We start from the raw sequence: 20663 nt of genomic DNA, 5'->3' as shown, positions 1-20663 counted from the left end.
GACGGCTTGTGATCCGGATGATTCCCTTTGATCGCGTGAAGCCCTAAACTGCTGACATGACCGAATCAAAATCCATGATCCTCGGCTGTGCCGGGAAATCGCTCACACGCGAAGAAATCAATTTCTATCGCAATGAATGCCCTTGGGCCTTCATCCTGTTTGCGCGCAACATCGGCGAGACCGAACAGATCCGCGATCTGGTCGCCGAGATGCGCGACTGTATCGGGCGTCCGGACGCGCTGGTGTTCATCGACCAGGAGGGCGGCCGTGTGCAGCGCCTGCGGCCGCCACTGGCGCCGAACTATCCGGCCGGTGGTGCGCTCGGCGCGCTGTGGCGCGACGATCACGATGCCGGCGCCCGCGCGGCCTGGCTGATGGCGCGGCTGCATGCCTTTGACCTGCTGCGCTACGGCATCACCGCGGATTGCCTGCCGGTGCTCGATGTGCCGATCGAGGGCGCCAGCGATGTCATCGGCGCGCGTGCGTATGGCAAGGAACCGCGACCGGTGATCGAACTCGGCCGCGCCGCGGCCGAAGGGTTGATGTCGGGCGGCGTGCTGCCGGTCATGAAGCACATTCCGGGCCATGGACGCGCCTTTGCCGACACGCATTTCGAATTGCCTGTGGTCAATGCCTCGCTGAGCGATCTGCAGCGGCATGATTTTGCTCCGTTCCGGGAGCTCAATCATCTGCCGATGGCGATGACGGCGCATGTCGTCTACAGCGCCATCGATCCCAACAATCCGGCGACCACCTCCGGCAAGGTCATCGACGAGATCATCCGGCGCGAAATCGGTTTCGACGGGCTGCTGATGAGCGACGACACCTCGATGAAGGCACTTTCTGGGGATTTCCCGACAAAGGCGGCCTCGATCCTTGCCGCGGGCTGCGATCTGGTCCTTCACTGCAATGGCGTTTTCGAGGAGATGGCCGGCATCGCATCGCGGACCACGGGGCTCGAGGGCGCGTCGCTGGAGCGCGCAAAGCGGGCGCTGACCTATATAAAGAACCGCGACGCGGTGGAAGAAACCGAGATACGCGCCGAATTCGCCACCTACTTCGATGCGGTGGCCTAGCAAGGGAAAGTGAAAAGCAGTGGCGGAAACATTGGAAAGCAAGGCCGCGAAGGCCGCACCGATGGACCGTCTGTGGGCCGAGAATGACGATTCACGCGTCACCGGCGACCCGTCGCTGGTCGTCGACGTGGCCGGCTTCGAAGGTCCGCTCGATCTTCTGCTGCATCTCGCCCGCACCCAGAAAGTCGATCTGGCGCGCATTTCGATCCTGGCGCTGGTCGAGCAATATCTGACCTTTGTCGAGACGGCGAGGGCACTCAGGCTCGAGCTTGCCGCCGACTACCTGGTGATGGCGGCGTGGCTGGCTTTCCTCAAGTCGAAGCTTCTGATCCCCAAACAGCCGGGCGATGAGGGCGAAAGCGGCGAGGAACTGGCGGCGGTGCTGCAGTTCCGGCTGAAGCGGCTGGAAGCCATGCGCGACGCCTCGGCTCGCCTTGTCAACCGCAACCGGCTTGGCCGTGATGTGTTCGCGCGCGGCATGCCGGAAATGGTCATCGTCGAAAAGCGTAACGCCTATTCGGCCTCGCTCTACGATCTCCTGACCGCCTATGCCCAGCAGCGGCAGAAGCAGGCGATCAACAATGTGACGATCGCCAGGCGTGGTGTCTGGTCGCTCAAGGACGCGCGCGATATCCTGACCCGCCTGGTCGGAGCCCTGCACGACTGGGCGACGCTGGAAAGTTTCCTGATCGTGTACATGACCAGCCCCGAGGAGCGGCGCACGGCGATCGCCAGCTCTTTCGCGGCCACGCTGGAACTGGTGCGCGAAGGCACGATGGACATGCGGCAGGACGACGTGTTCGCTCCGATCTATCTGCGCGGCCGCGCGCAGGCAATCAAGGCAGTCGAGGTGGCATCATGAGCGAACGCGCCAACGCTTCGGTTATCCCGTTCAAGGTCGGCGATGAACCCGAAGAGGAGTCGCTCTCCCAGTATCCTTCAGAGCAGCAGGTGCAGAATCCGGCCGAGCGGCTGCATCTGGCGGAAGCCGTACGCATGGCGGAGGCAATCGTGTTCGCCAGCGCTGAACCTGTCAGCGAAAAGCAGCTTGCGGCGCGTCTGCCAGATGGCATCAACGTCGCCCTGGCCATGGCCGAACTGCGCCAGATCTATGCCCGGCGCGGCGTCAATCTGGTGCGCGTCGGCGATGCCTGGGCATTCCGCACCGCCGGCGATCTGGCTTTCCTAATGAGCCGCGATACTGTCCAACAAAGGAGGCTGTCGCGCGCGGCGCTCGAGGTGTTGGCGATCATTGCCTATCACCAGCCAGTGACGCGCGCCGAAATAGAGGACATCCGCGGCGTTGAAACCTCGAAAGGGACGCTCGACACGCTGCTGGAAACGGAATGGGTGCGCATGCGTGGCCGGCGCAAAACGCCGGGACGCCCTGTCACCTACGGCACCACCGACACTTTCCTTGATCATTTCGCGCTGGAGGAGATCCGCGATCTTCCGGGCATGGAGGAACTGAAAGGGGCCGGGCTGCTTTCGGGCCGCATGCCGTCGAATTTCTCCATTCCGCAGCCGCCGGCCGATCCCGACGCGTTGACCGACGACGAGGACGCTCTGACCGACATCGACCTCGAGGAACTCGGCCTGCTGACGCCGCGCGTCACGGAGGATTGACTGGCGTAGCTGCCAATCTGTCGAGGATGCGCGGATTCGTAGCGGGCCATCGCGTTGAAAATGCGTGACATCCGCCACCCTTTCATAAACTCTGTCGCAGTTGTGTTTGAATCCCTACGCGAAAGCGCATAGATCATCGCCAGGGAAAACGTTCGAGAGAGATTTGCTATGGGTTCATTTTCGATTTGGCATTGGATGATCGTGCTGGTGATCGTGCTGCTGGTGTTCGGCCGCGGCAAGATTCCCGAGCTGATGGGCGACATGGCCAAGGGCATCAAGAGCTTCAAGAAGGGCATGGCCGACGATGACGTTGCCGAAGACAAGCGCACCGTCGAACACCGTGCGGATGAGACCGTTGCGGCCGCGAAGGAAAAAGCCAGCAAGAGCTGAGCCACAGGTTCTAGTCGGAACAGAGTGCCATGTTTGAAGTCGGCTGGACCGAAATGCTGGTCATCGCGATCGTCATGATCGTGGTCGTCGGACCCAAGGATTTGCCCAATATGCTGCGCACTTTCGGGCGCACGACGGCGAAGCTGCGCGCGATGGCGTCCGATTTCCAGAAGCAGTTCAACGAAGCGCTGAAGGAAGCCGAGCTTGACGACGTCAAGAAGTCGGTCGACGAGCTCAGAGGCCTCAGCCCGATGGCCGAGATCAAGAAGCAGCTCAATCCGTTCGAGCAGGCCGCGGCCGACGTTCGCTCCGGCGTCGATGCGGCGATGAAGCCCAAGCCGGCGGCCGATCCGGCAATGCCTGCCGCTTCGACGCCGCTGGCGGCCGAGCCTTTGAAGAATGGCGCAACGACCATGCCTGGCGTCAACGGGCCGGAAGCCACGCCGGCAGCGCCAATTTTCCCGGCAATGGCCGATGACTCGGTGGTGACGTCGTCATTGCCGACAGAACCGGTCGTAGCGCCAAAGGCGTCCGCGGCGAAGGTGGCCAAGGCTGCGCCGGCAAAGGCAATGCCGGTTGCAAAAGTACCGGCCACGGCTTCGACGAATGTCGCAAAGGCTCCTGCGCCGGCGAAAACGATCGCCACCAAGGCCCCGCCTACGCCCAAAGCGCCAGCGAAGACCGTGGCGGCGGCAAAGGCTGAAACGCGCAAAACCGCGAAGCCTGCTGCGGCCAAGGCGATCGCGATCAAGACCGTGGCGAAAGCCGATCCGGAGCCTACGCCGGCCAAGACACCGGCGGCCAAGAAGACGGCGGGAGCCGCCAAGTGAGCGTTTCGGACAAGGAAAAGGACGAGATCGAGAAATCGTCGGCGCCGCTGATGGAGCATCTGATCGAGTTGCGCCGGCGGTTGATCTGGTCGCTGGGCGGCTTCTTCGTCGCCTTTCTCGTCTGTTTCTTCTTCGCCAAGAAGCTGTTCAACCTTCTGGTCGTGCCGTTCAGATGGGCGACGCAGTGGGCAGGGCTCGATCCGCACAAGGTCGAGCTGATCTACACCGCGCCGCAGGAATTCTTCTTCACCCAGGTCAAGCTCGCAATGTTCGGCGGCATGGTGATCGCTTTTCCGCTGATCGCCACGCAGATCTACAAATTCATCGCGCCAGGCCTCTATAAGAACGAGCGCAACGCCTTCCTGCCGTTCCTGATCGCTTCGCCGATCCTGTTCCTGATGGGTGCGTCTCTGGTCTATTTCTTCTTCACGCCGATGGTGATGTGGTTCTTCCTCGCCATGCAGCAGACCGGCACCGACGAACAGGTGCAGATTTCGCTGCTGCCGAAAGTGTCGGAATATCTCAGCCTGATCATGACGCTGATCTTTTCCTTCGGCCTGGTGTTCCAGCTGCCGGTGGTGACCAGCCTTATGACGCGGGTCGGCATGCTGTCCTCAAAGGCGCTGGCCGAGAAGCGCAAATGGGCAATTGTCATTGCCTTCGTCGTCGCGGCGGTGCTGACACCACCCGATCCGATGAGCCAGATCGGCCTGGCCCTCCCGACGATCCTTCTGTACGAGGTCTCCATCTGGGCCGCCCGGCTGATCGAGCGCGATCAGGAAAAGCAGCGTGTGGCGCGCGAGAAGCTGGACACCGCGGAAACCGTGGCGGACAAAGCCCCAGACGAGCCTCCGGCGCCTGCTGCCTCGTAATACCGGGCTGCGTGGAAAACGGCAGCCGCAGCCTAGCCTCATCTTGCATCGATCAAGGATGCGGTTTACCCCCTCTTGCTGAAACGCATCGCTATCAAGCGCTGCGTTTCAGTTTTGTTTTGAGCATGTCGTTGTCCAAAACCGCTGCGCACTTTTGGGCGACATGCTTCCTGAGGACGGATGAACCATGCTTGACATCAAATGGATTCGCGACAACCCGAAGGCCCTTGTCGAGGCGCTAGTCAAGCGCTCGTGGTCGGCCGGTGAGGCGCAGTCCACGGTCGACGGGCTGATCGCCTCGGACGAGGCGCGGCGCGAACACGTCACCGAATTGCAGACCAAGCAGGAGCGCCGCAATGCCGCCTCGAAAGAGATCGGCAACGCCATGCGTTCAGGCGATGCGGCACTTGCCGAAAGACTGAAAGCCGAAGTCGGCGAGATCAAGACCTTCATCCAGAATGGCGAGGCGCGCGAACGCGAACTCGACAAGGCGCTGAACGATGCGCTTGCGGTGCTGCCCAACGTGCCGCTCGACGACGTACCTGTCGGCAAGGACGAGCACGACAATGTCGTCAAGCGCGTCGTCGGCAAGGCGCCGACACCGCCGAACTGGGTGAAGGAGCATTTCGAGATCGGCGAAGCCCTCGGCATGATGGATTTCGAGCGGGCGGCAAAACTGTCAGGCTCGCGGTTCACCGTGCTGAAAAGCGGCCTGGCGCGGATGGAACGCGCGCTCGGACAATTCATGCTCGACCTGCACACAACCGAGCATGGCTACCAAGAAGTCATCCCGCCGCTGATGGTCAAGGACGACGTTCTGTTCGGCACCAACCAGTTGCCGAAGTTCGAGGAAGATCTATTCTTCACGCCGCACGGGGAGGGCAGGCTTGGGCTGATCCCAACAGCCGAGGTGCCGCTCACCAATCTGGTGCGCGAAGAAATCACCGCGCATGAAAAACTGCCGCTGCGCTACACCGCGCTGACGCCGTGCTTCCGTTCGGAAGCGGGCTCGGCGGGGCGCGATACGCGCGGCATGCTGCGCCAGCACCAATTCTACAAGGTCGAGCTGGTGTCGATCACCGATCAGGAGTCCTCGCTCGCCGAACACGAGCGGATGACGCAATGCGCCGAGGAAGTGCTGAAGCGACTCGGCCTGCCGTTCCGCACCATGACACTGTGCACCGGCGACATGGGCTTTGGCGCGCGCAAGACTTACGACATCGAGGTCTGGCTGCCAGGCCAGAACGCTTATCGCGAGATTTCGTCCTGCTCGGTGTGCGGGGATTTCCAGGCGCGCCGCATGGACGCCCGCTACAAGGACAAAGACGGCAAGGGCAACCGCTTCGTCCATACGCTCAACGGTTCGGGCACCGCGGTTGGTCGCGCGCTCATAGCTGTCATCGAAAACTATCAGAATGAGGATGGCAGCGTAACCATTCCTGAAGTGCTGCGGCCTTACATGGGCGGTCTGGAAAAGATCGAAGCGAAATAATGCGCATCCTCCTGACCAATGACGACGGCATTCATGCCGAAGGCCTGGCGTCGCTCGAACGCGTCGCACGCACCCTGTCCGACGACGTCTGGGTGGTGGCTCCGGAGCAGGATCAGTCAGGCTACGCCCATTCGCTGTCGATCTCGGAGCCGCTGCGGCTGCGCAAGATCGGCGAGAAGCACTTTGCCGTGCGCGGCACGCCGACCGATTGCGTCATCATGGGTGTCAAGAAGATCCTTCCCGGCGCACCCGACCTGATCCTGTCCGGCATCAATTCCGGCGCCAACATCGCCGACGATGTCACCTATTCCGGCACCGTCGCCGGCGCCATGGAAGGCGCGCTGCTCGGCATCCGCTCGATCGCGCTCAGCCAGGGCTACAGCTATGTCGGCGAGGACCGCGTCGTCCCCTACGAGACGACCGAGGCGCTGGCGCCGGCGCTGCTGGAGAAACTGGTCGCGACGCCGTTGCCGGACGGTGTTTTGCTGAACGTCAATTTTCCGAACTGCCTTCCAGAAGAGGTCGCCGGAACGGTCGTCACCTCGCAAGGCAAACTGGTGCACAGCTTGTGGGTCGATGAGCGCCGTGACGGGCGCGGCCTGCCTTATTACTGGCTGCGTTTCGGCCGCGAGCCGGTCGAAGGCAAGCAAGGCACAGACCTCTATGCTCTGCGCAACAGGCTGGTGTCGGTGACACCACTGCAGCTAGACCTCACCGCGCATGAAATCCGTGATCAACTGAGCAAGGCGCTTGCATGAACCAGGGCCTCGATGACCGTGAAGGCTTTGCCGCCTTTCTGTTGCGCCTGCGCGGCAGGGGGACGGTGCCGAAGGCGTTGATCGCAGCCTTCGAGGCGACGCCGCGGCGCGGCTTCCTGGCGGCCCAGTTCCATCAGATCGCCTGGTCGGACCGCATGCTGCCGATCGAATGCGGCGAGGCGATCGAAGGCGCGGACATGCAGGCGGCGGTGATCGCCGCACTCGCCATCGAGCAGGGCAATCGCGTGCTCGAGATCGGCACCGGCTCCGGTTATACCTCGGCCGTGATGTCGCGGCTGGCGGCGCGGGTCGTCACCACCGATCGCTACAGGACGCTCGTCGAGCAGGCCAGGCAGCGTTTCGAGGCGCTCGGTATCGGCAATGTCATCGTGCGCCAGGCCGATGGTTCCGGCGGGCTGCCGAACGAAGGGCCGTTCGATCGCATCGTCGCATGGGCAGCCTTCGACAGCCTGCCGCGCTTCCTGCTCGACCAACTGTCGAGCGGCGGCATCGTCATCGCCCCGATCGGGCCCGAGGAGGGCGAGCAGGTGCTGGCCAAGCTGACCAAGATCGGCAGCCGGTTCGAGCGTGAGGATATCGGCCTTGTCCGCTTGCAGCCTATCCTGCGCAGCGTGGCCGCCGTCATATAGGCGATGTTGCAAACGCCAGCTTCGCGCCCGTCCTCGACACCGGCTCGGCTGACGTAAAATCTCCCCTCAGCTCACCCTCTAATATTTTAAGAAAAATTTCGCCGGATTCCATGGGGTTAACCGTCGAGTAACATTAACGCGCTTTAATCATGCCTAGTTTGTACCGGGTATGTGCGGGTTAGTGCGATGCAACTCAGAGTTTTGAAGACAAACGGTCGCAATCTGGCGCGAGGCTGCGCCATACTGGTGGTCGCGGGTGCTGCTGCGGGATGCAGTTCCCAGGTTTCGCGGTTCAATGGCGTCGACGACGTCTTTACATCCTCGACGAACAATCAGCGCGCGATCATCAACAAGCAGGATGCCGTACAGCAGCCCTATCCGGGTGATGTCGCGGCCGCCCCCATCGATGGCAGCCACACACAGTCGGTCAGCCGCTCCAGCCTCGAGCCGGTTTCGACGCGGCCATTGCCGCCGCCCGTTGCCCAGGCGCAGCCGGCTCCCGCACTGGCGCCTGCCGCAAAGCCGATGCGCACCGCATTGGCTGCGGCGCCGCATGTCGACAGGACCACGACCGGTACCGTCGCTCCGGCCGCATCGCCGTTCAAGGTTGCGCAGCCCGATGCACCGCGCGTGGCAGCTGCTGGTACGCCGCATGCGACCGAGATCGTCGTCAGGGACGGTGAAACGATTTCAGGCATAGCGCAGCACTACAAGGTGCCGGCCGACGCGATCATGAAGGTCAACGGGCTGAGCGCGACCAAGGGTCTGAAGACCGGCCAGAAGCTGGTTATCCCGGCCTATGCCTACTCGAACAAAGGCGAGCCGAAAGTCGCCGAGGTCAAGCCGGCGAAAGACGGCAAGCACGACCAGCCGGCCACGGCACCCGAAAAGGTCGCGGTCCTGCCCCAGCAGCCGAAGCTGAAGGAGGGCAAGTCCGCCGCTCAGGTCGACACGGCGGCCGCCGCAAACCAGCCCAAGCAGCCCAAGCCGCAGATGGCCGCGGCCAAGGCCGCTGGGACCTACACGGTCCAGTCGGGCGATACGATGTCTTCGATTGCCAGGAAGACCGGCGTTGGCGTCGTTGCTCTGAAGCAGGCCAACGGGATGAAGGATGGACTGCTTAAGATCGGCCAGACCCTGAAGGTGCCGACTGGTGGGGCCGCGACGGTCGCCAGCGCCAAGCCTGCCAAGATCGATCCGGTGATCACGGCCACGACGCAGCCAGCGGCAAAGACCACGCCGTCGGAAACGCTGGCGTCCTACACGCCGCCGAAGAAAGATTCGAAAGTCATCCAGCAGGCCGAGGACGACGATGCCGTTGCGCCTGACGCCACCGGCATCGGCAAGATGCGCTGGCCGGTGCGCGGCCGCGTGATCTCCGGTTTCGGCTCCGGCAAGGACGGCGTCGACATCGCCGTGCCGACGGGAACGCCGGTCAAGGCGGCCGAGAACGGCGTCGTCATCTATGCCGGCGACGGGCTCAAGGAATTCGGCAACACGGTTCTGGTGCGCCACGAGAATGGCCTGGTGACCGTCTACGGCCACGCCAGCTCGATCGAGGTGCAGCGCGGCCAGAAGGTCAAGCGCGGCCAGGAAATCGCACTGTCGGGCATGAGCGGCACGACGGACTCGCCGAAGCTGCATTTCGAAGTGCGCAAGAACTCTGCCCCGGTCGATCCCTCCGGCTATCTCGAATAGTCGGGGGCTATCTCGGATAGAACAAAAAAAGGGATTTGCAGGCCGTCGACCTCCAGTCCGGCCCGCCGGCTCAGCCCGCTCCGCCAGGAGCGGGCTCTTTCAGTTGGTCGCTAGATGCTTGTTCCTCAAGACTCAAAGATGATCGCGGAGCGTGTCGGCGATCATCACTTCAAGGCTGCTGGCCTTCACCCCTAAGAGTGCCTCTGCGTCGGATGAATCGACCAGCAAGGGCCTTTCGAAGAGGTAGCTCATCTCGACAAGCTCATGCATGCCCAATGCTTCCATCTCTGAGACCGAATAGGAACGTACTTCTGAAACCTCCCGGCGAAGCATCGCCACGGTTTTCAAGATGAGTTCCCGGGGGGAGGCGTGTTGCGAGGGAACATGAAATGCCCGTCCCCATTCACCCGTGTAGCGGGAGGCCGCGACAAGTGTCCTGGCGACGTCCTTGGTGAAGCTCCAGGCATGAGTTGCCTCAAGGTTTCCAAAGAAAGCGTTGGGCTTCCCCTCGATTATGGAGGGCAGCGCGACCAGTGAGAAATAGCTGATCGCGCCCTGTCCCAGATAGTCGCTTGACCGCACTTCGATCGCCGGTACTTTGGCACGGACCGCCCGCTGCCACATGATGGTCCTGGCAGTTCCTTTCTTCGAAGTCGGGTCCAGAGACAGGTCGGAGCGAAGCGGGCTATCGGCATTTTCCCCATAACCATAGAGGTTTCCGAGCACGATGAGCTTCGCGCCGACAGTTTCCGCTGCGCGCACGGTGCCATCGATGATGGGAAAAAAGTCGGTCGGCCACCGATGATAGGTGGCCATCGCACACATGAAGATGACATCGGCGTCTCGGCAGATGCGCGACAGCTCCGAGGCATCCGTGGCGTCGGCCTGTATTGGCCGCACGTTCTGCAACGCGTTCGAGCCGACGCTTCGGCTTGTGAGAACGACATCATGTCCTTCCTCGCCAAGAAGGCGAGCGGTCTCGCTTCCAACCGGCCCTGCACCGACAACAACATAGAAACTCATCGCAACCTCTCTTTCAACCTTGATGGAGAGGCGGAAGTACAGGTTCGCGGCATTGAAAATCGCGCGAGAATTGCCAAATCTTCAACAGATTTTGCCATGAATCGAGAGAGCATGCGTTCGCAATTCGCTTCGGACCAATCCTCGTCCCACGTAACGATGGTTTCCCGGCATGTCGAAGCAGGCGTCCATCGTCTGTCGCGGGTGTCACACCATCGCATCATGGTGCATGCAAGCGCGGCGACGCGCTCTTACTGCAATGAGGTTGGACGATATTTCGTGAGGCGAGCCGGCGATATCGACCTGGTACCCGCCGGCCAAGAGGGCGGCTTCGAGGCCGAAAGCCCATTCGACACCATTGAGATTGCATTGCGGCCGGCCTTGATGGAAAGGGTGGCGGCGGAACTTGGTGGCAAGGCGCGAGCATCGCGGCTCGACACACGCCACCTACTTCGGGACCCGCGCATCGAACATCTTGCTCGAGCACTCGAGAGCGATCTCAATGCAAACGCGCCGAGTGGTTCCTTGTTTGCCGACAGCATTGGCGCCGCACTCGCGGTGAGGCTGCTTGGCCTCGATGATCCTGGTATCGATCGAACGAACCGGTTGTCGGATACCCAGCTCAAGCGCGTGTTGGAGCACATTGAGGCGGCATTACACGAGCCCCTCTCGATCGATCGACTGAGCCGGGTTGCCGGCGCGAGCAGTTCGCATTTGCGGACATGGTTCAAGGTGGCGACGGGCTTTACCCTGCACCGCTACGTGTTACGACGTCGCGTCGAACGCGCACGCGTCCTGTTGCAGCGAGGCGATCTCAGCACAAGCGAGGTGGCGGAGTTGACGGGCTTCGCACATCAGTCACATCTGGCGCATTGGATGCGCCGCGAGATCGGCCAAACGCCGCGTGACTTGCGACGGGCGTCGCGGCTCAAATGACCTTGTCGTTGGATTGCGTTGGTGACGCAATCCAACGCATCAATCCTTCAGCGGCTTGCCGAGCCGGCCGGCGAGGTCCTGGGTGAACTGCCAGGCGACGCGGCCCGAGCGGCTGCCGCGGGTCGTCGCCCATTCCAATGCTTCGGCGCGCAGTTGCTCGGGATCAATGGCGAGGTCGTGATGGCGGACATAACCGTCGATCATGTCGAGATATTCGTCCTGGGAGCATTTGTGGAAGCCGAGCCACAGGCCGAAACGATCGGAGAGCGAGACCTTCTCTTCAACCGCTTCGGACGGGTTGATGGCGGTCGAGCGCTCATTGTCGATCATATCGCGCGGCAGGAGATGGCGACGGTTCGAGGTAGCGTAGAAGATGACATTGGCTGGGCGTCCCTCGACGCCGCCTTCGAGTGCCGCCTTCAGCGACTTGTAGGAGGTGTCGTCGTGGTCGAAGGAGAGGTCGTCGCAAAACAGGATGAAGCGGAAGGGGGCTGCCTTCAGCAATCCCATCAGCTTCGGCAGCGTGTCGATGTCCTCGCGGTGGATTTCGATCAGCTTCAACGGTAGGCCGGACCTGGCCTCGCCGTTGATCCGCGCATGGACGGCTTTGACCAGCGACGATTTGCCCATGCCGCGCGCACCCCACAACAACACGTTGTTGGCCGGATAGCCGGCGGCGAAGCGCTCGGTGTTGTCGACCAGGATGTCGCGGACGCGGTCGACGCCACGGATCAGGCCGATGTCGACGCGGTTGACGTTGCGCACAGGCTCCAGATAACCCGGATCGGCCTGCCAGACGAAGCAATCGGCCTCGCCGAGGTCGGTTTGGGGCACTGGCGGCGGGGCGAGGCGGCTCACCGCCTCGATCAGCCTGTCGAGTTTCTGGTTCAGGGCTTCAATGCTGCTGTCGGTCATGTCTGTCTTTTGTTTTCTCGTTTTGAAGTGCGCGAGCGTGAAGCTGGCCTGTCGCGTCGAGGTTCGAAATCGGTTGCAACCTTTTGTTCGAGCATGATCTTTTCGCAAAACCGGCTCGCGCTTTTCGCGATCATGCTCTAACACGGCCCAACAGGCCGGAAAAGCAGCCGATTTGGCTGGCCGCGCAGTTGCATTGACAACTTTACCGACTATATTCCGGCCAAATTTCAAGGGGCCGCCAAGTTGGCGGCTGTTTTCTAAATTCAGGAGTACCTCGATGTTCGTGACACCGGCATACGCTCAAGGCGTCGGCGCTTCTCCCGACATGTTCATCAGCATTTTGCCGTTTGTCCTGATTTTCGTGATCATGTATTTTCTGATCATCCGGCCGCAGCGCACGCAGTTGAAGAAGCGCGGCGAGATGCTGGCGGCAGTTCGTCGCGGCGACACGGTCGTCACCGGCGGCGGCTTTGTCGGCAAGGTGACCAAGGTGATCGACGATAACGAGCTCGAAATCGACCTCGGCGGTGGCACCAAGGTGACCGCGCTGCGTTCGACGATCGCCGACGTGCGCGTCAAGGGCGAGCCGGTGGCGAACCAGAACGCCAAGAAATAACCAGATTTCAGGCGGAGCGATCCGCGGACACGCTCTGACGGACGACGCCATATGTTGTATTTTTCGCGCTTCAAGATGATCCTGATCTGGGTGGCCGTTGCCATCACGGTGATCCTCGCCGCGCCCAATCTCATTCCCGCAAGCACCTTGGCCCAACTGCCCAGCTGGGTGCCGAAGCGTCAGATGACGCTCGGCCTCGACCTGCAGGGCGGCTCACACATCCTGCTGGAAATGAATCAGAACGATCTGATCAAGGATCGGCTGGAGACGACCCGCGACGAAATCCGCACACTGCTGCGTGACGCCAAGATCGGCTATACCGGCCTTGCCGGCACGGGGCGGACCTTGCAGGTCCGCATCACCGATCTCACTCAAGTGGATGCCGCCAAGACGGCGCTGAAGACGCTAACCGATCCGGTTGCTGCCGGCCTGTTCACCGGCGGCTCCATCCAGGAAATGACGCTCGACGATTCCGAGCCCGGCCTGCTCAAGTTCAACGTCACCGACGCCGGCATCAAATATCGCACATCGACGGCGTTGACGCAGTCGATCGAGGTGGTCGAGCGCCGCGTCAACGAACTCGGCACGACCGAACCCATCGTGCAGCGGCAGGGCGACGATCGTATCCTTGTCCAGGTGCCGGGTCTTCAGGACCCGCAGCGGCTTAAGGAAATCCTCGGCCAGACCGCCAAGCTGACCTTCCAGATGGTCGACCAGTCGATGCCGGTGCAGGACGCCCTCAACGGTCGTCCGCCCGCCGGCTCGTCCGTGCTCTATTCGCAGGACGACCCGCCGGTTCCCTATCTGATCGAGAACCGCGTCATCGTTTCCGGCGAAAATCTCGTGGATGCGCAGGCGACATACAATTCGCAGAACAATGAGCCGGTGGTCTCCTTCCGTTTCGATTCGAAGGGGGCTGCGCGTTTCGGCCAAGCCACCGCGCAGAATGTCGGGAAGCTGTTTGCCATCATCCTCGATAACCAGGTGATTTCGGCGCCGCAGATCCGCGAGCCGATCCTCGGCGGCACCGGCCAGATCTCGGGCAATTTCACCGCCCAGAGCGCCAACGACCTGGCCGTGCTGCTGCGCGCCGGTGCCTTGCCCGCGACATTGACGGTGATCGAAGAGCGCACGGTTGGCCCGGGTCTCGGCCAGGATTCCATCCATGCCGGCAAGGTCGCCGGCATCATTGGTTCGATCCTGGTCGTCGTGTTCATGTTCGTTGCCTATGGATTGCTCGGCTTCCTCGCCAACATCGCGCTAGCGGTGCACGTGGCAATGATCGTCGGACTGCTCTCGCTGCTCGGCGCGACACTGACCTTGCCGGGTATCGCCGGTATTGTGCTGACCATCGGCATGGCAGTCGACTCGAACGTGCTGATCTACGAGCGTATCCGCGAGGAGCGGCGTGCCGGCCGCTCGGTGATCCAGGCGATCGATACCGGTTTCACCAAAGCGCTGGCGACGATTGTCGATTCCAACATCACCTCGCTGATCGCGACCGTGGTGCTGTTCTATCTCGGTACCGGACCGGTCAAGGGCTTTGCCATCACGTATGCGATCGGCATCCTGACGACCGTCTTCACCGCGTTCACCTTCACCCGTCTGCTGGTCTCGATCTGGCTGCGCCGCGCTCGCCCGAAGGAGTTGCCGCGTGCGCCAGTGACCTTCGTCCCCGCCGGCACGAAAATTCCGTTCATGGGAATCCGTCGCTGGACGTTCACGCTGTCGAGCGTGCTGTCGATCTTGTCGGTGGTGCTGTTCATGACGGTCGGCATCAACTACGGCATCGATTTCAAGGGCGGTTCGCTGATCGAGGTTCAGGCCAAGAGCGGCAATGCCGACCTCGCAGACCTCCGCGCGCGACTGACCGAACTCAATATCGGTGAGGTGCAAGTCCAGCAGTTCGGTACGCCGAACGACGTGTTGATCCGTGTCGGGACCCAGGATGGCGGCGAGAATGCCGAGCAGACCGTCATCGACAAGGTGCGCGGCGAACTGCAGGACAATTATGACTTCCGCCGCGTCGAAGTGGTGGGGCCGACCGTCTCGGGCGAACTCGCCAAGCAAGGCACGATCGCCATGCTGATCGCGCTGCTTGGTATTCTGATCTATGTCTGGTTCCGTTTCGAATGGCAGTTCGCGGTCGGTGCCATCGTGGCGACGGTGCACGATGTGGTCATGACACTTGGCTTCTTTGTCATCAGCGGGCTCGAATTCAACCAGTCATCGCTGGCGGCGATCCTGACCATCATCGGCTATTCGCTGAACGATACGATCGTGGTCTATGACCGTGTTCGAGAGGATCTGCGAAAGTACAAGCGGATGCCGCTGCCGCAACTCTTGAACAACGCCATCAATGAGACGCTGTCGAGAACGACACTGACCTCGGTGACGACGATCCTTGCGTTGCTGGCGCTGGTGCTCTTCGGCGGCGAGGTGATCCGCTCGTTCACCATGGCGATGCTGTTCGGCGTCGTTTTCGGCACCTATTCGTCGATCTTCATCGCGGCACCGCTGCTGATCCTGTTCAAGCTGCGGCCGCAGGCTTCGGTAGACGAGGAGAAGCCGCTCGGCGGTGGCAAGGCGGTCGCGACCTGACGCGCCGCCCCGAAGGGTGACAAAACGGTGACCAGCAAAGGCATCGTCATCCGCGAGGCTCATTTTCCCGGCCGCGCGCCGATCGAAGCCTACGGCAATGGCGGGTTCCGCTTTGCCGACATGTCGCATCGCGGCTCGCTGCTCTGCCTGCCATCCGGCATCCATGGCTGGGAACCGGCGGATCCGTTTGCCCTGACTGTGGCGGATTTCGACAAGCTGCTGGGAGAAGCCGAAAAAGTCGAGATACTGCTGGTCGGCATGGGCAGGGATCTCAGGCCATTGCCCGCCACACTACGGGCCGCGCTGAAAGCGGCCGGCATTGCGTCCGACCCGATGTCGACCGGTGCAGCGGTACGGACCTACAATGTCCTTCTGGCGGAAGAGCGCGCCGTGGCCGCCGCGCTCATTGCCGTCGACTGACATGTCTCAAAATGCCGAAATCGTCATGGACGCAGTGCGCGCCGGCGACCCTGACCGCTATCTCACGGCGCTTTATGCGCCGGCAGACAAGCGCGACGCGCTGTTTTCGCTCTACGCCTTCAACGCCGAAGTCGCAGGCATCCGCGACCGCATCCACGAAGCGTTGCCGGGCGAGGTGCGCCTGCAATGGTGGCGCGATGTCATAGCCGCCGGCGGCGAGGCCGGCGCCGGCCATCCCACAGCCGAAGCCTTGAATGCCACCATAGCGACATTCAACCTGCCGAGACTGGCCTTCGAGAACATGCTCGATGCGCGCATCTTCGATCTTTACGACGACCCGATGCCGTCGCGCACCGATCTTGAAGGCTATTGCGGCGAGACGGCCGCCGCGCTCATTCAGCTTGCGGCAATGGTGCTCGATCCCGGCGAGGCGCCGCGCTTTGCCGAACTGGCGGGCAGGGCAGGCTGCGCGCAGGCGATGACCGGCCTGCTGCTGTTGCTGCCATTGCACCGCAAGCGCGGACAGTGTTTTATCCCAGCCGATATCCTTGCTGCGGCTGGCTCTTCGCCGCAAGAATTCATCACAGGCGATGGCGGTCCCGGTGCCAAGCGCGCAGTGGCGGCAATGACCGCTCTGGCGCGGGACCATCTTTCCGCCTTCGAGCAAGGTGCTGCGGCGTTGGCGGTCTCGCTGCGCCCGGCATTTCTACCGCTGGCGCTGTCGCGCGCCTATCTCACGAAAATGGAGCGCGGCTCCCCACTCGACGGTGTGGCGCGGCTGTCCGCCGTGCGCCGGCATTGGCTGCTTTTGCGCCGCGCGACCAAAGGCTGGCCGGCATTTTGACGTAAACGTCAATCATGCTAAGGAGTCCTCGAGCCAGAACTATCGCCAAAGACGACAGGCCGGCCGGAGGAGATACCCGTTCATGAGCCTGCCGCTGCTGATCGCGATCGTCGCCCTTGGCATTGCACTGTCGGTTGCCGCGGTGCATTTCACCGGCGGCAGCAAGACGGCAACGCTGGCCGGCGCCGATCAAGCAATGCGCCGATTCGCCGAGGATTTTCCCGACGAGATAGCGGCATTGATCCGCCTGACGGCGGACGCCAGGACCGCTTTTCTGGATATCGGGCGAGGGCGCATCGGGATCGTTCATAGCATCGGCGACTGCTTTTTGACCCGCATCGTCACGCCTGAAGATGTGGCGGTTTTGAACGTCGGAGATGTGAACACGGTCTCGTTCCGGCTCGCCGATTTCACCTGGAAGGGCGGCCGCTTTCGCTTTTCCAGCGCAGCAGATGCACAAGGCTTGCTGAAGACACTTCAGCCGCAACATCCAAGTTCCGCCCGGGAGGCTGCGTGATGGACGACTACAACTTCCCGCAGGTTACTCAGTTGGCCATTCCGTTCTTCGTTGCCGCGATCCTGATCGAGCTTTGGCTGGTGCGAACCGGCCGCGCCAAGGGATCGTTCGAGACGCGCGACACCTTGACCAGCCTGATGATGGGCACCGGCAATGTCGTTGCCGGGCTGCTGCTTGGCGTCGTGTCCTACTGGGCGCTGCTGTGGCTGTGGCAATTCCGCGTCTTCAATCTCGGCCTGTCGGTCTGGGTGTTCCTTGCCGCCTTCCTGCTCGATGATCTGCGCTACTATCTCTATCATCGCATCGCGCACCGGGTGCGCTGGGTATGGGCGGAGCACGTCAACCACCATTCCAGCCAGCACTACAATCTGTCGACGGCGCTGCGGCAAAGCTGGACCGGCCTGTTTACCTTCATGTTCGTGCTGCAGGCGCCGCTGGTGCTGCTCGGCTTCCATCCGGCGGTCATTGCCTTCACCTTCGGCTTCAATCTGGTCTGGCAGTTCTGGATCCACACCGAGACGATCGGCAAGATGTGGGGCTGGTTCGAGTTCGTCTTCAACACGCCCTCGCACCACCGCGTCCACCACGCCACCAACCCGCGCTATCTCGACGCCAATTATGCCGGCACACTGGTCATCTGGGACCGCATGTTCGGCACCTTCGTCGGGGAGCTGGAGGAAGACCGGCCGCGCTATGGCATCGTCAGGAATCTGGGCACCTTCAATCCGCTGAAGGTCGCGTTCCATGAATGGATCGGCATGTTCAGGGACGCTCTTGCGCCGGGGCTGACCTTGAGCGATCGCCTGAATTACCTGATCAAGCCGCCGGGCTGGAGCCATGACGGCTCCCGCGAAACCTCGGAAAGCCTGAAGGCTGCCTATGTCAGGCGAAATCCTGACGAGGCCGGCAAGCTAGGGTTGCCGATGGCTGGTGTCGAGCCAGCCGAATAACTATCGCCTCAGGAAGGTTCTCTCGACCCGCCATCACGCATGAGCGTCTCATAGTCGCGGCCGCCATAGAAAACACTAACGATGCGGACGAAGTTGTCGTCGACGATGTAAGCGATGACTGCAGAGTGCTCGAACGGAACTGTTCGCAATCCCGGCAGGATGTCGTCGCGGGAACGACCGCCGCGAGGCGCGTTGCCGATGCTCTGGCACCGGTCTTCGATCCGCAGAACGAACTTCAGCGCGACATCGGGACTTCCGCTGGCCTCGACTACATGTCTGAAAATGTTGGCAAGATCATTTCTGGCATCTTCGCGATACTCGACCTCAAGCCGCCGAATCATCAGCACGGCTCGAATACTGGGCGAAGAGGCCCCGGAGGTGAGCGCGAACCTCTTCTCCCGAACGGCCTGGCCTTGTATCCTCCATCGACGCCTTAACCCGGGCCCTGATCGAGGCCATGCGCTCGGCATGCTCTTCCTCTTCGCGCTGGAAGGCACGAAGGGCGGCGCGGATGACCTCGCTGGCCGATCCGAAGGAGCCGTCTTCAACCTTTTCGCGGATCATGCGCGCCATTGCGGGCGTGACGGTGACGGATAGTTTCTCGGCGGATTCCATGGCAGTCTCTCTTACGCGCGAAGTGGGATAATATCCTACTTGACGCGTAAGGTCCATCAGGAGAAGAAGCTGCTACTCCGCCGCTTCGGCCGTTTCCGTTTGCACCGGCAGTCCCAACCACTGCCGGCAATCGGCGCGTGCGCGTGATGTGATGGCGTGGCGCTTGGCAACGGTCTTGTCCTTGCCGCGCATGCGTTTGCCCTCGGACTTCGGCGCCTCCACGGGCGGGAATAGGCCGAAATTGACGTTCATCGGCTGGAAGGAGCGTTTTCCCGGTTCGTCATCCGATACGATGTGGCCACCGGTGATGTGGTTGAGCAGCGCGCCGAACGCTGTGGTGAGCGGCGGCAGCGACGGCGCCTGGCCGAGCCGCTCAGTGGCGGCGAAGCGGCCGGCGAGCAGGCCGATCGCAGCGCTCTCGACATAGCCTTCGCAGCCGGTGATCTGGCCGGCAAAACGTAGTCCCGGGCGCGATTTCAGTTGCAGCGAAGCATCGAGCAGGGTCGGCGAGTTGATATAGGTATTGCGGTGCAAGCCGCCGAGCCGGGCGAAATCGGCGTTTTCGAGACCCGGTATGGTGCGGAACACGCGCACCTGCTCGGCATGCTTGAGCTTGGTCTGGAAACCGACCATGTTGTAGAGTGTGCCCAGCGCATTGTCCTGCCGCAGCTGGACGACGGCATAGGCCTTTTCCGTCGGGTTGTGGGCATTGGTCAGCCCCATCGGCTTCATCGGCCCATAGCGCAAAGTCTCGACGCCGCGCTCGGCCATGATCTCGATCGGCAGGCAGCCGTCGAAATAGGGCGTGCCTTCCCATTGCTTGAACTCGGTCTTCTGGCCGTCGACCAGCGCCTGGACGAAAGCAAGGTACTGGTCCTTGTCCATGGGGCAATTGATGTAGTCCTTGCCGGTACCGCCGGGTCCGACCTTGTCGTAGCGTGACTGAAACCAACAGATGTTCATGTCGATCGTGTCGAAATGGACGATCGGCGCGATCGCGTCGAAGAAGGCGAGCGCATCGGCGCCGGTCGCCTCCGCGATCGACTGGGCAAGTGAGGGTGCGGTCAATGGACCGGTGGCAATGATCGCTTGATCCCAATCCGCCGGCGGCAGGCCCGGTATTTCCTCGCGCTGGATGGTGATCAGCGGGTGTGCTTCGAGTTTTTTCGTCACCGCGTCGGCGAATCCGTCGCGGTCGACGGCAAGCGCACCGCCGGCCGGAACCTGGTTGGCGTCGCCGGCGCTCATGATCAACGAGCCGGCCAGCCGCATTTCGGCATGCAACAGGCCGACGGCGTTGTTTTCGGCGTCGTCGGAGCGGAAGGAGTTGGAGCAGACCAGCTCGGCCAGGCTATCGGTCTTGTGTGCATCGGTGCCGCGAACGGGCCGCATTTCATGCAGGATGACGGGAACGCCAGCCTGTGCTGCCTGCCAGGCAGCCTCGGAACCGGCGAGTCCGCCGCCGATGATGTGGATAGGATTTTTGCTCATGAGCGTCGGAATAATCGCTTGATGCGGCGATTGCAATTGCCTGCGCGGTGCAGGCAAACAGCGGTTCGGGCAATCACCCCGAATATAACAACACCCGCCGGGGGAGGAGGTCCGGCGGGTGTCGTTTTTGGGGTCGACCCTCGGGAGGAGGTGAAGGCCGACCGTATCCGTCATCGCCGGGGAGGAGGTCGGCTTTGACGAAAACTCTTTCGCTGTTTTTGAAAGGGGCGAAACCCTTTGGGGCAAAAATTCATTTTGCCCCTGGCAAACAACGCCCGCCGCGGGAGGAGGTTGCGGCGGGCGCCGTTTTTGTGGCCAACCTTCGGGAGGAGGTGAAGGTCGGGCC

At 62.0% G+C, this 20663-nt stretch carries 22 protein-coding genes; 17 read left to right on the top strand and 5 right to left on the bottom strand.

The genetic code is table 11. The annotated features are described in order from the left end of the window. The first annotated feature begins 56 nt into the window (after nt 1–56). The 10 genes from nagZ (at nt 57) to NKI20_RS01970 (ending at nt 9392) form a co-directional block, all read left to right on the top strand. Nucleotides 57–1076 carry a beta-N-acetylhexosaminidase gene (nagZ, locus tag NKI20_RS02015; protein WP_352827861.1) on the top strand — a complete coding sequence of 340 codons (1020 nt, stop codon included), beginning with the start codon at nt 57–59 and terminating at the stop codon, nt 1074–1076. A gap of 61 nt (nt 1077–1137) precedes the next feature. After that, on the top strand, nt 1138–1938 hold the full coding sequence (locus tag NKI20_RS02010) for a segregation and condensation protein A (RefSeq protein ID WP_352607052.1): 801 nt from the start codon (nt 1138–1140) through the stop codon (nt 1936–1938). After that, complete coding sequence (scpB, locus tag NKI20_RS02005) at nt 1935–2702, top strand: SMC-Scp complex subunit ScpB (protein WP_023757622.1); 768 nt, start codon at nt 1935–1937, stop codon at nt 2700–2702. Before NKI20_RS02010 ends, scpB begins: the two co-directional genes overlap by 4 nt. Before the next feature lie 168 nt (nt 2703–2870). After that, the gene (locus tag NKI20_RS02000; RefSeq protein ID WP_013531295.1) at nt 2871–3092 is read left to right on the top strand and encodes a twin-arginine translocase TatA/TatE family subunit; all 222 of its coding nucleotides are present in this window, start codon (nt 2871–2873) and stop codon (nt 3090–3092) included. Between the two features lie 29 nt (nt 3093–3121). Continuing rightward, complete coding sequence (tatB, locus tag NKI20_RS01995; RefSeq protein ID WP_352827857.1) at nt 3122–3922, top strand: Sec-independent protein translocase protein TatB; 801 nt, start codon at nt 3122–3124, stop codon at nt 3920–3922. Next, a complete protein-coding gene (gene tatC, locus NKI20_RS01990) occupies nt 3919–4794 on the top strand; it encodes a twin-arginine translocase subunit TatC (protein ID WP_352827854.1) in 876 nt (291 codons plus the stop codon). Before tatB ends, tatC begins: the two co-directional genes overlap by 4 nt. Nucleotides 4795–4981: 187 nt before the next feature. After that, on the top strand, nt 4982–6286 hold the full coding sequence (gene serS, locus NKI20_RS01985; RefSeq protein WP_352827851.1) for a serine--tRNA ligase: 1305 nt from the start codon (nt 4982–4984) through the stop codon (nt 6284–6286). Next, a complete protein-coding gene (gene surE, locus NKI20_RS01980; protein ID WP_023757618.1) occupies nt 6286–7044 on the top strand; it encodes a 5'/3'-nucleotidase SurE in 759 nt (252 codons plus the stop codon). The genes serS and surE overlap by 1 nt, the downstream gene beginning before the upstream one ends. Next, entirely contained in the window at nt 7041–7694 is a 654-nt protein-coding gene (locus tag NKI20_RS01975; RefSeq protein ID WP_352827846.1) for a protein-L-isoaspartate(D-aspartate) O-methyltransferase, read from the top strand. Before surE ends, NKI20_RS01975 begins: the two co-directional genes overlap by 4 nt. A gap of 186 nt (nt 7695–7880) precedes the next feature. After that, entirely contained in the window at nt 7881–9392 is a 1512-nt protein-coding gene (locus tag NKI20_RS01970) for a peptidoglycan DD-metalloendopeptidase family protein (RefSeq protein ID WP_352827843.1), read from the top strand. 132 nt (nt 9393–9524) lie between these two features. Here NKI20_RS01970 and NKI20_RS01965 read toward each other — a convergent pair whose 3' ends face one another. Next, complete coding sequence (locus tag NKI20_RS01965) at nt 9525–10415, bottom strand: NAD-dependent epimerase/dehydratase family protein (RefSeq protein WP_352827840.1); 891 nt, start codon at nt 10413–10415, stop codon at nt 9525–9527. Between the two features lie 96 nt (nt 10416–10511). On the opposite strand from NKI20_RS01965, the gene NKI20_RS01960 reads away from it, so the two are divergent. After that, nucleotides 10512–11348, top strand: a complete 837-nt coding sequence (locus NKI20_RS01960; protein WP_502898029.1) for a helix-turn-helix domain-containing protein — start codon at nt 10512–10514, stop codon at nt 11346–11348. Nucleotides 11349–11387: 39 nt separating this feature from the next. Here the strand turns inward: NKI20_RS01960 and NKI20_RS01955 are convergent, their stop codons facing one another. Next, entirely contained in the window at nt 11388–12263 is an 876-nt protein-coding gene (locus NKI20_RS01955) for an ATP-binding protein (protein WP_352827837.1), read from the bottom strand. A gap of 277 nt (nt 12264–12540) precedes the next feature. On the opposite strand from NKI20_RS01955, the gene yajC reads away from it, so the two are divergent. The 6 genes from yajC to NKI20_RS01925 all read left to right on the top strand — a co-directional run bounded on the left by yajC (nt 12541) and on the right by NKI20_RS01925 (nt 18211). After that, nucleotides 12541–12879 carry a preprotein translocase subunit YajC gene (gene yajC / locus NKI20_RS01950; RefSeq protein ID WP_008876289.1) on the top strand — a complete coding sequence of 113 codons (339 nt, stop codon included), beginning with the start codon at nt 12541–12543 and terminating at the stop codon, nt 12877–12879. A 51-nt stretch (nt 12880–12930) separates the two neighbouring features. After that, nucleotides 12931–15480 (top strand): protein translocase subunit SecDF, encoded by a 2550-nt coding sequence (gene secDF, locus NKI20_RS01945; RefSeq protein ID WP_352827833.1) that lies wholly within the window; start codon nt 12931–12933, stop codon nt 15478–15480. Between the two features lie 27 nt (nt 15481–15507). Beyond that, nucleotides 15508–15900, top strand: a complete 393-nt coding sequence (locus NKI20_RS01940; protein ID WP_352827830.1) for an Mth938-like domain-containing protein — start codon at nt 15508–15510, stop codon at nt 15898–15900. 1 nt (nt 15901) lies between these two features. Then, the gene (locus NKI20_RS01935; protein WP_352827827.1) at nt 15902–16744 is read left to right on the top strand and encodes a phytoene/squalene synthase family protein; all 843 of its coding nucleotides are present in this window, start codon (nt 15902–15904) and stop codon (nt 16742–16744) included. 82 nt (nt 16745–16826) lie between these two features. Further along, a complete protein-coding gene (locus NKI20_RS01930; protein ID WP_352827825.1) occupies nt 16827–17261 on the top strand; it encodes a hypothetical protein in 435 nt (144 codons plus the stop codon). After that, the gene (locus NKI20_RS01925; protein ID WP_352606993.1) at nt 17261–18211 is read left to right on the top strand and encodes a sterol desaturase family protein; all 951 of its coding nucleotides are present in this window, start codon (nt 17261–17263) and stop codon (nt 18209–18211) included. Before NKI20_RS01930 ends, NKI20_RS01925 begins: the two co-directional genes overlap by 1 nt. Nucleotides 18212–18219: 8 nt before the next feature. On the opposite strand, the gene NKI20_RS01920 is transcribed toward NKI20_RS01925, so the two are convergent. The 3 genes from NKI20_RS01920 to trmFO all read right to left on the bottom strand — a co-directional run bounded on the left by NKI20_RS01920 (nt 18220) and on the right by trmFO (nt 20317). After that, nucleotides 18220–18552 (bottom strand): type II toxin-antitoxin system RelE/ParE family toxin, encoded by a 333-nt coding sequence (locus tag NKI20_RS01920; RefSeq protein ID WP_352606995.1) that lies wholly within the window; start codon nt 18550–18552, stop codon nt 18220–18222. Beyond that, on the bottom strand, nt 18536–18826 hold the full coding sequence (locus tag NKI20_RS01915) for a type II toxin-antitoxin system ParD family antitoxin (RefSeq protein ID WP_352606997.1): 291 nt from the start codon (nt 18824–18826) through the stop codon (nt 18536–18538). Before NKI20_RS01915 ends, NKI20_RS01920 begins: the two co-directional genes overlap by 17 nt. Nucleotides 18827–18898: 72 nt before the next feature. Further along, nucleotides 18899–20317 (bottom strand): methylenetetrahydrofolate--tRNA-(uracil(54)-C(5))-methyltransferase (FADH(2)-oxidizing) TrmFO, encoded by a 1419-nt coding sequence (gene trmFO, locus NKI20_RS01910; protein WP_352827821.1) that lies wholly within the window; start codon nt 20315–20317, stop codon nt 18899–18901. Between the last annotated feature and the right edge of the window lie 346 nt (nt 20318–20663).

The organism is Mesorhizobium sp. M0830 (genome assembly GCF_040319965.1).
Lineage (GTDB): Bacteria > Pseudomonadota > Alphaproteobacteria > Rhizobiales > Rhizobiaceae > Mesorhizobium.
The sequence above is the reverse complement of the archived record's forward strand: the minus strand, read 5'-3'. Positions and strand labels throughout refer to the sequence as shown.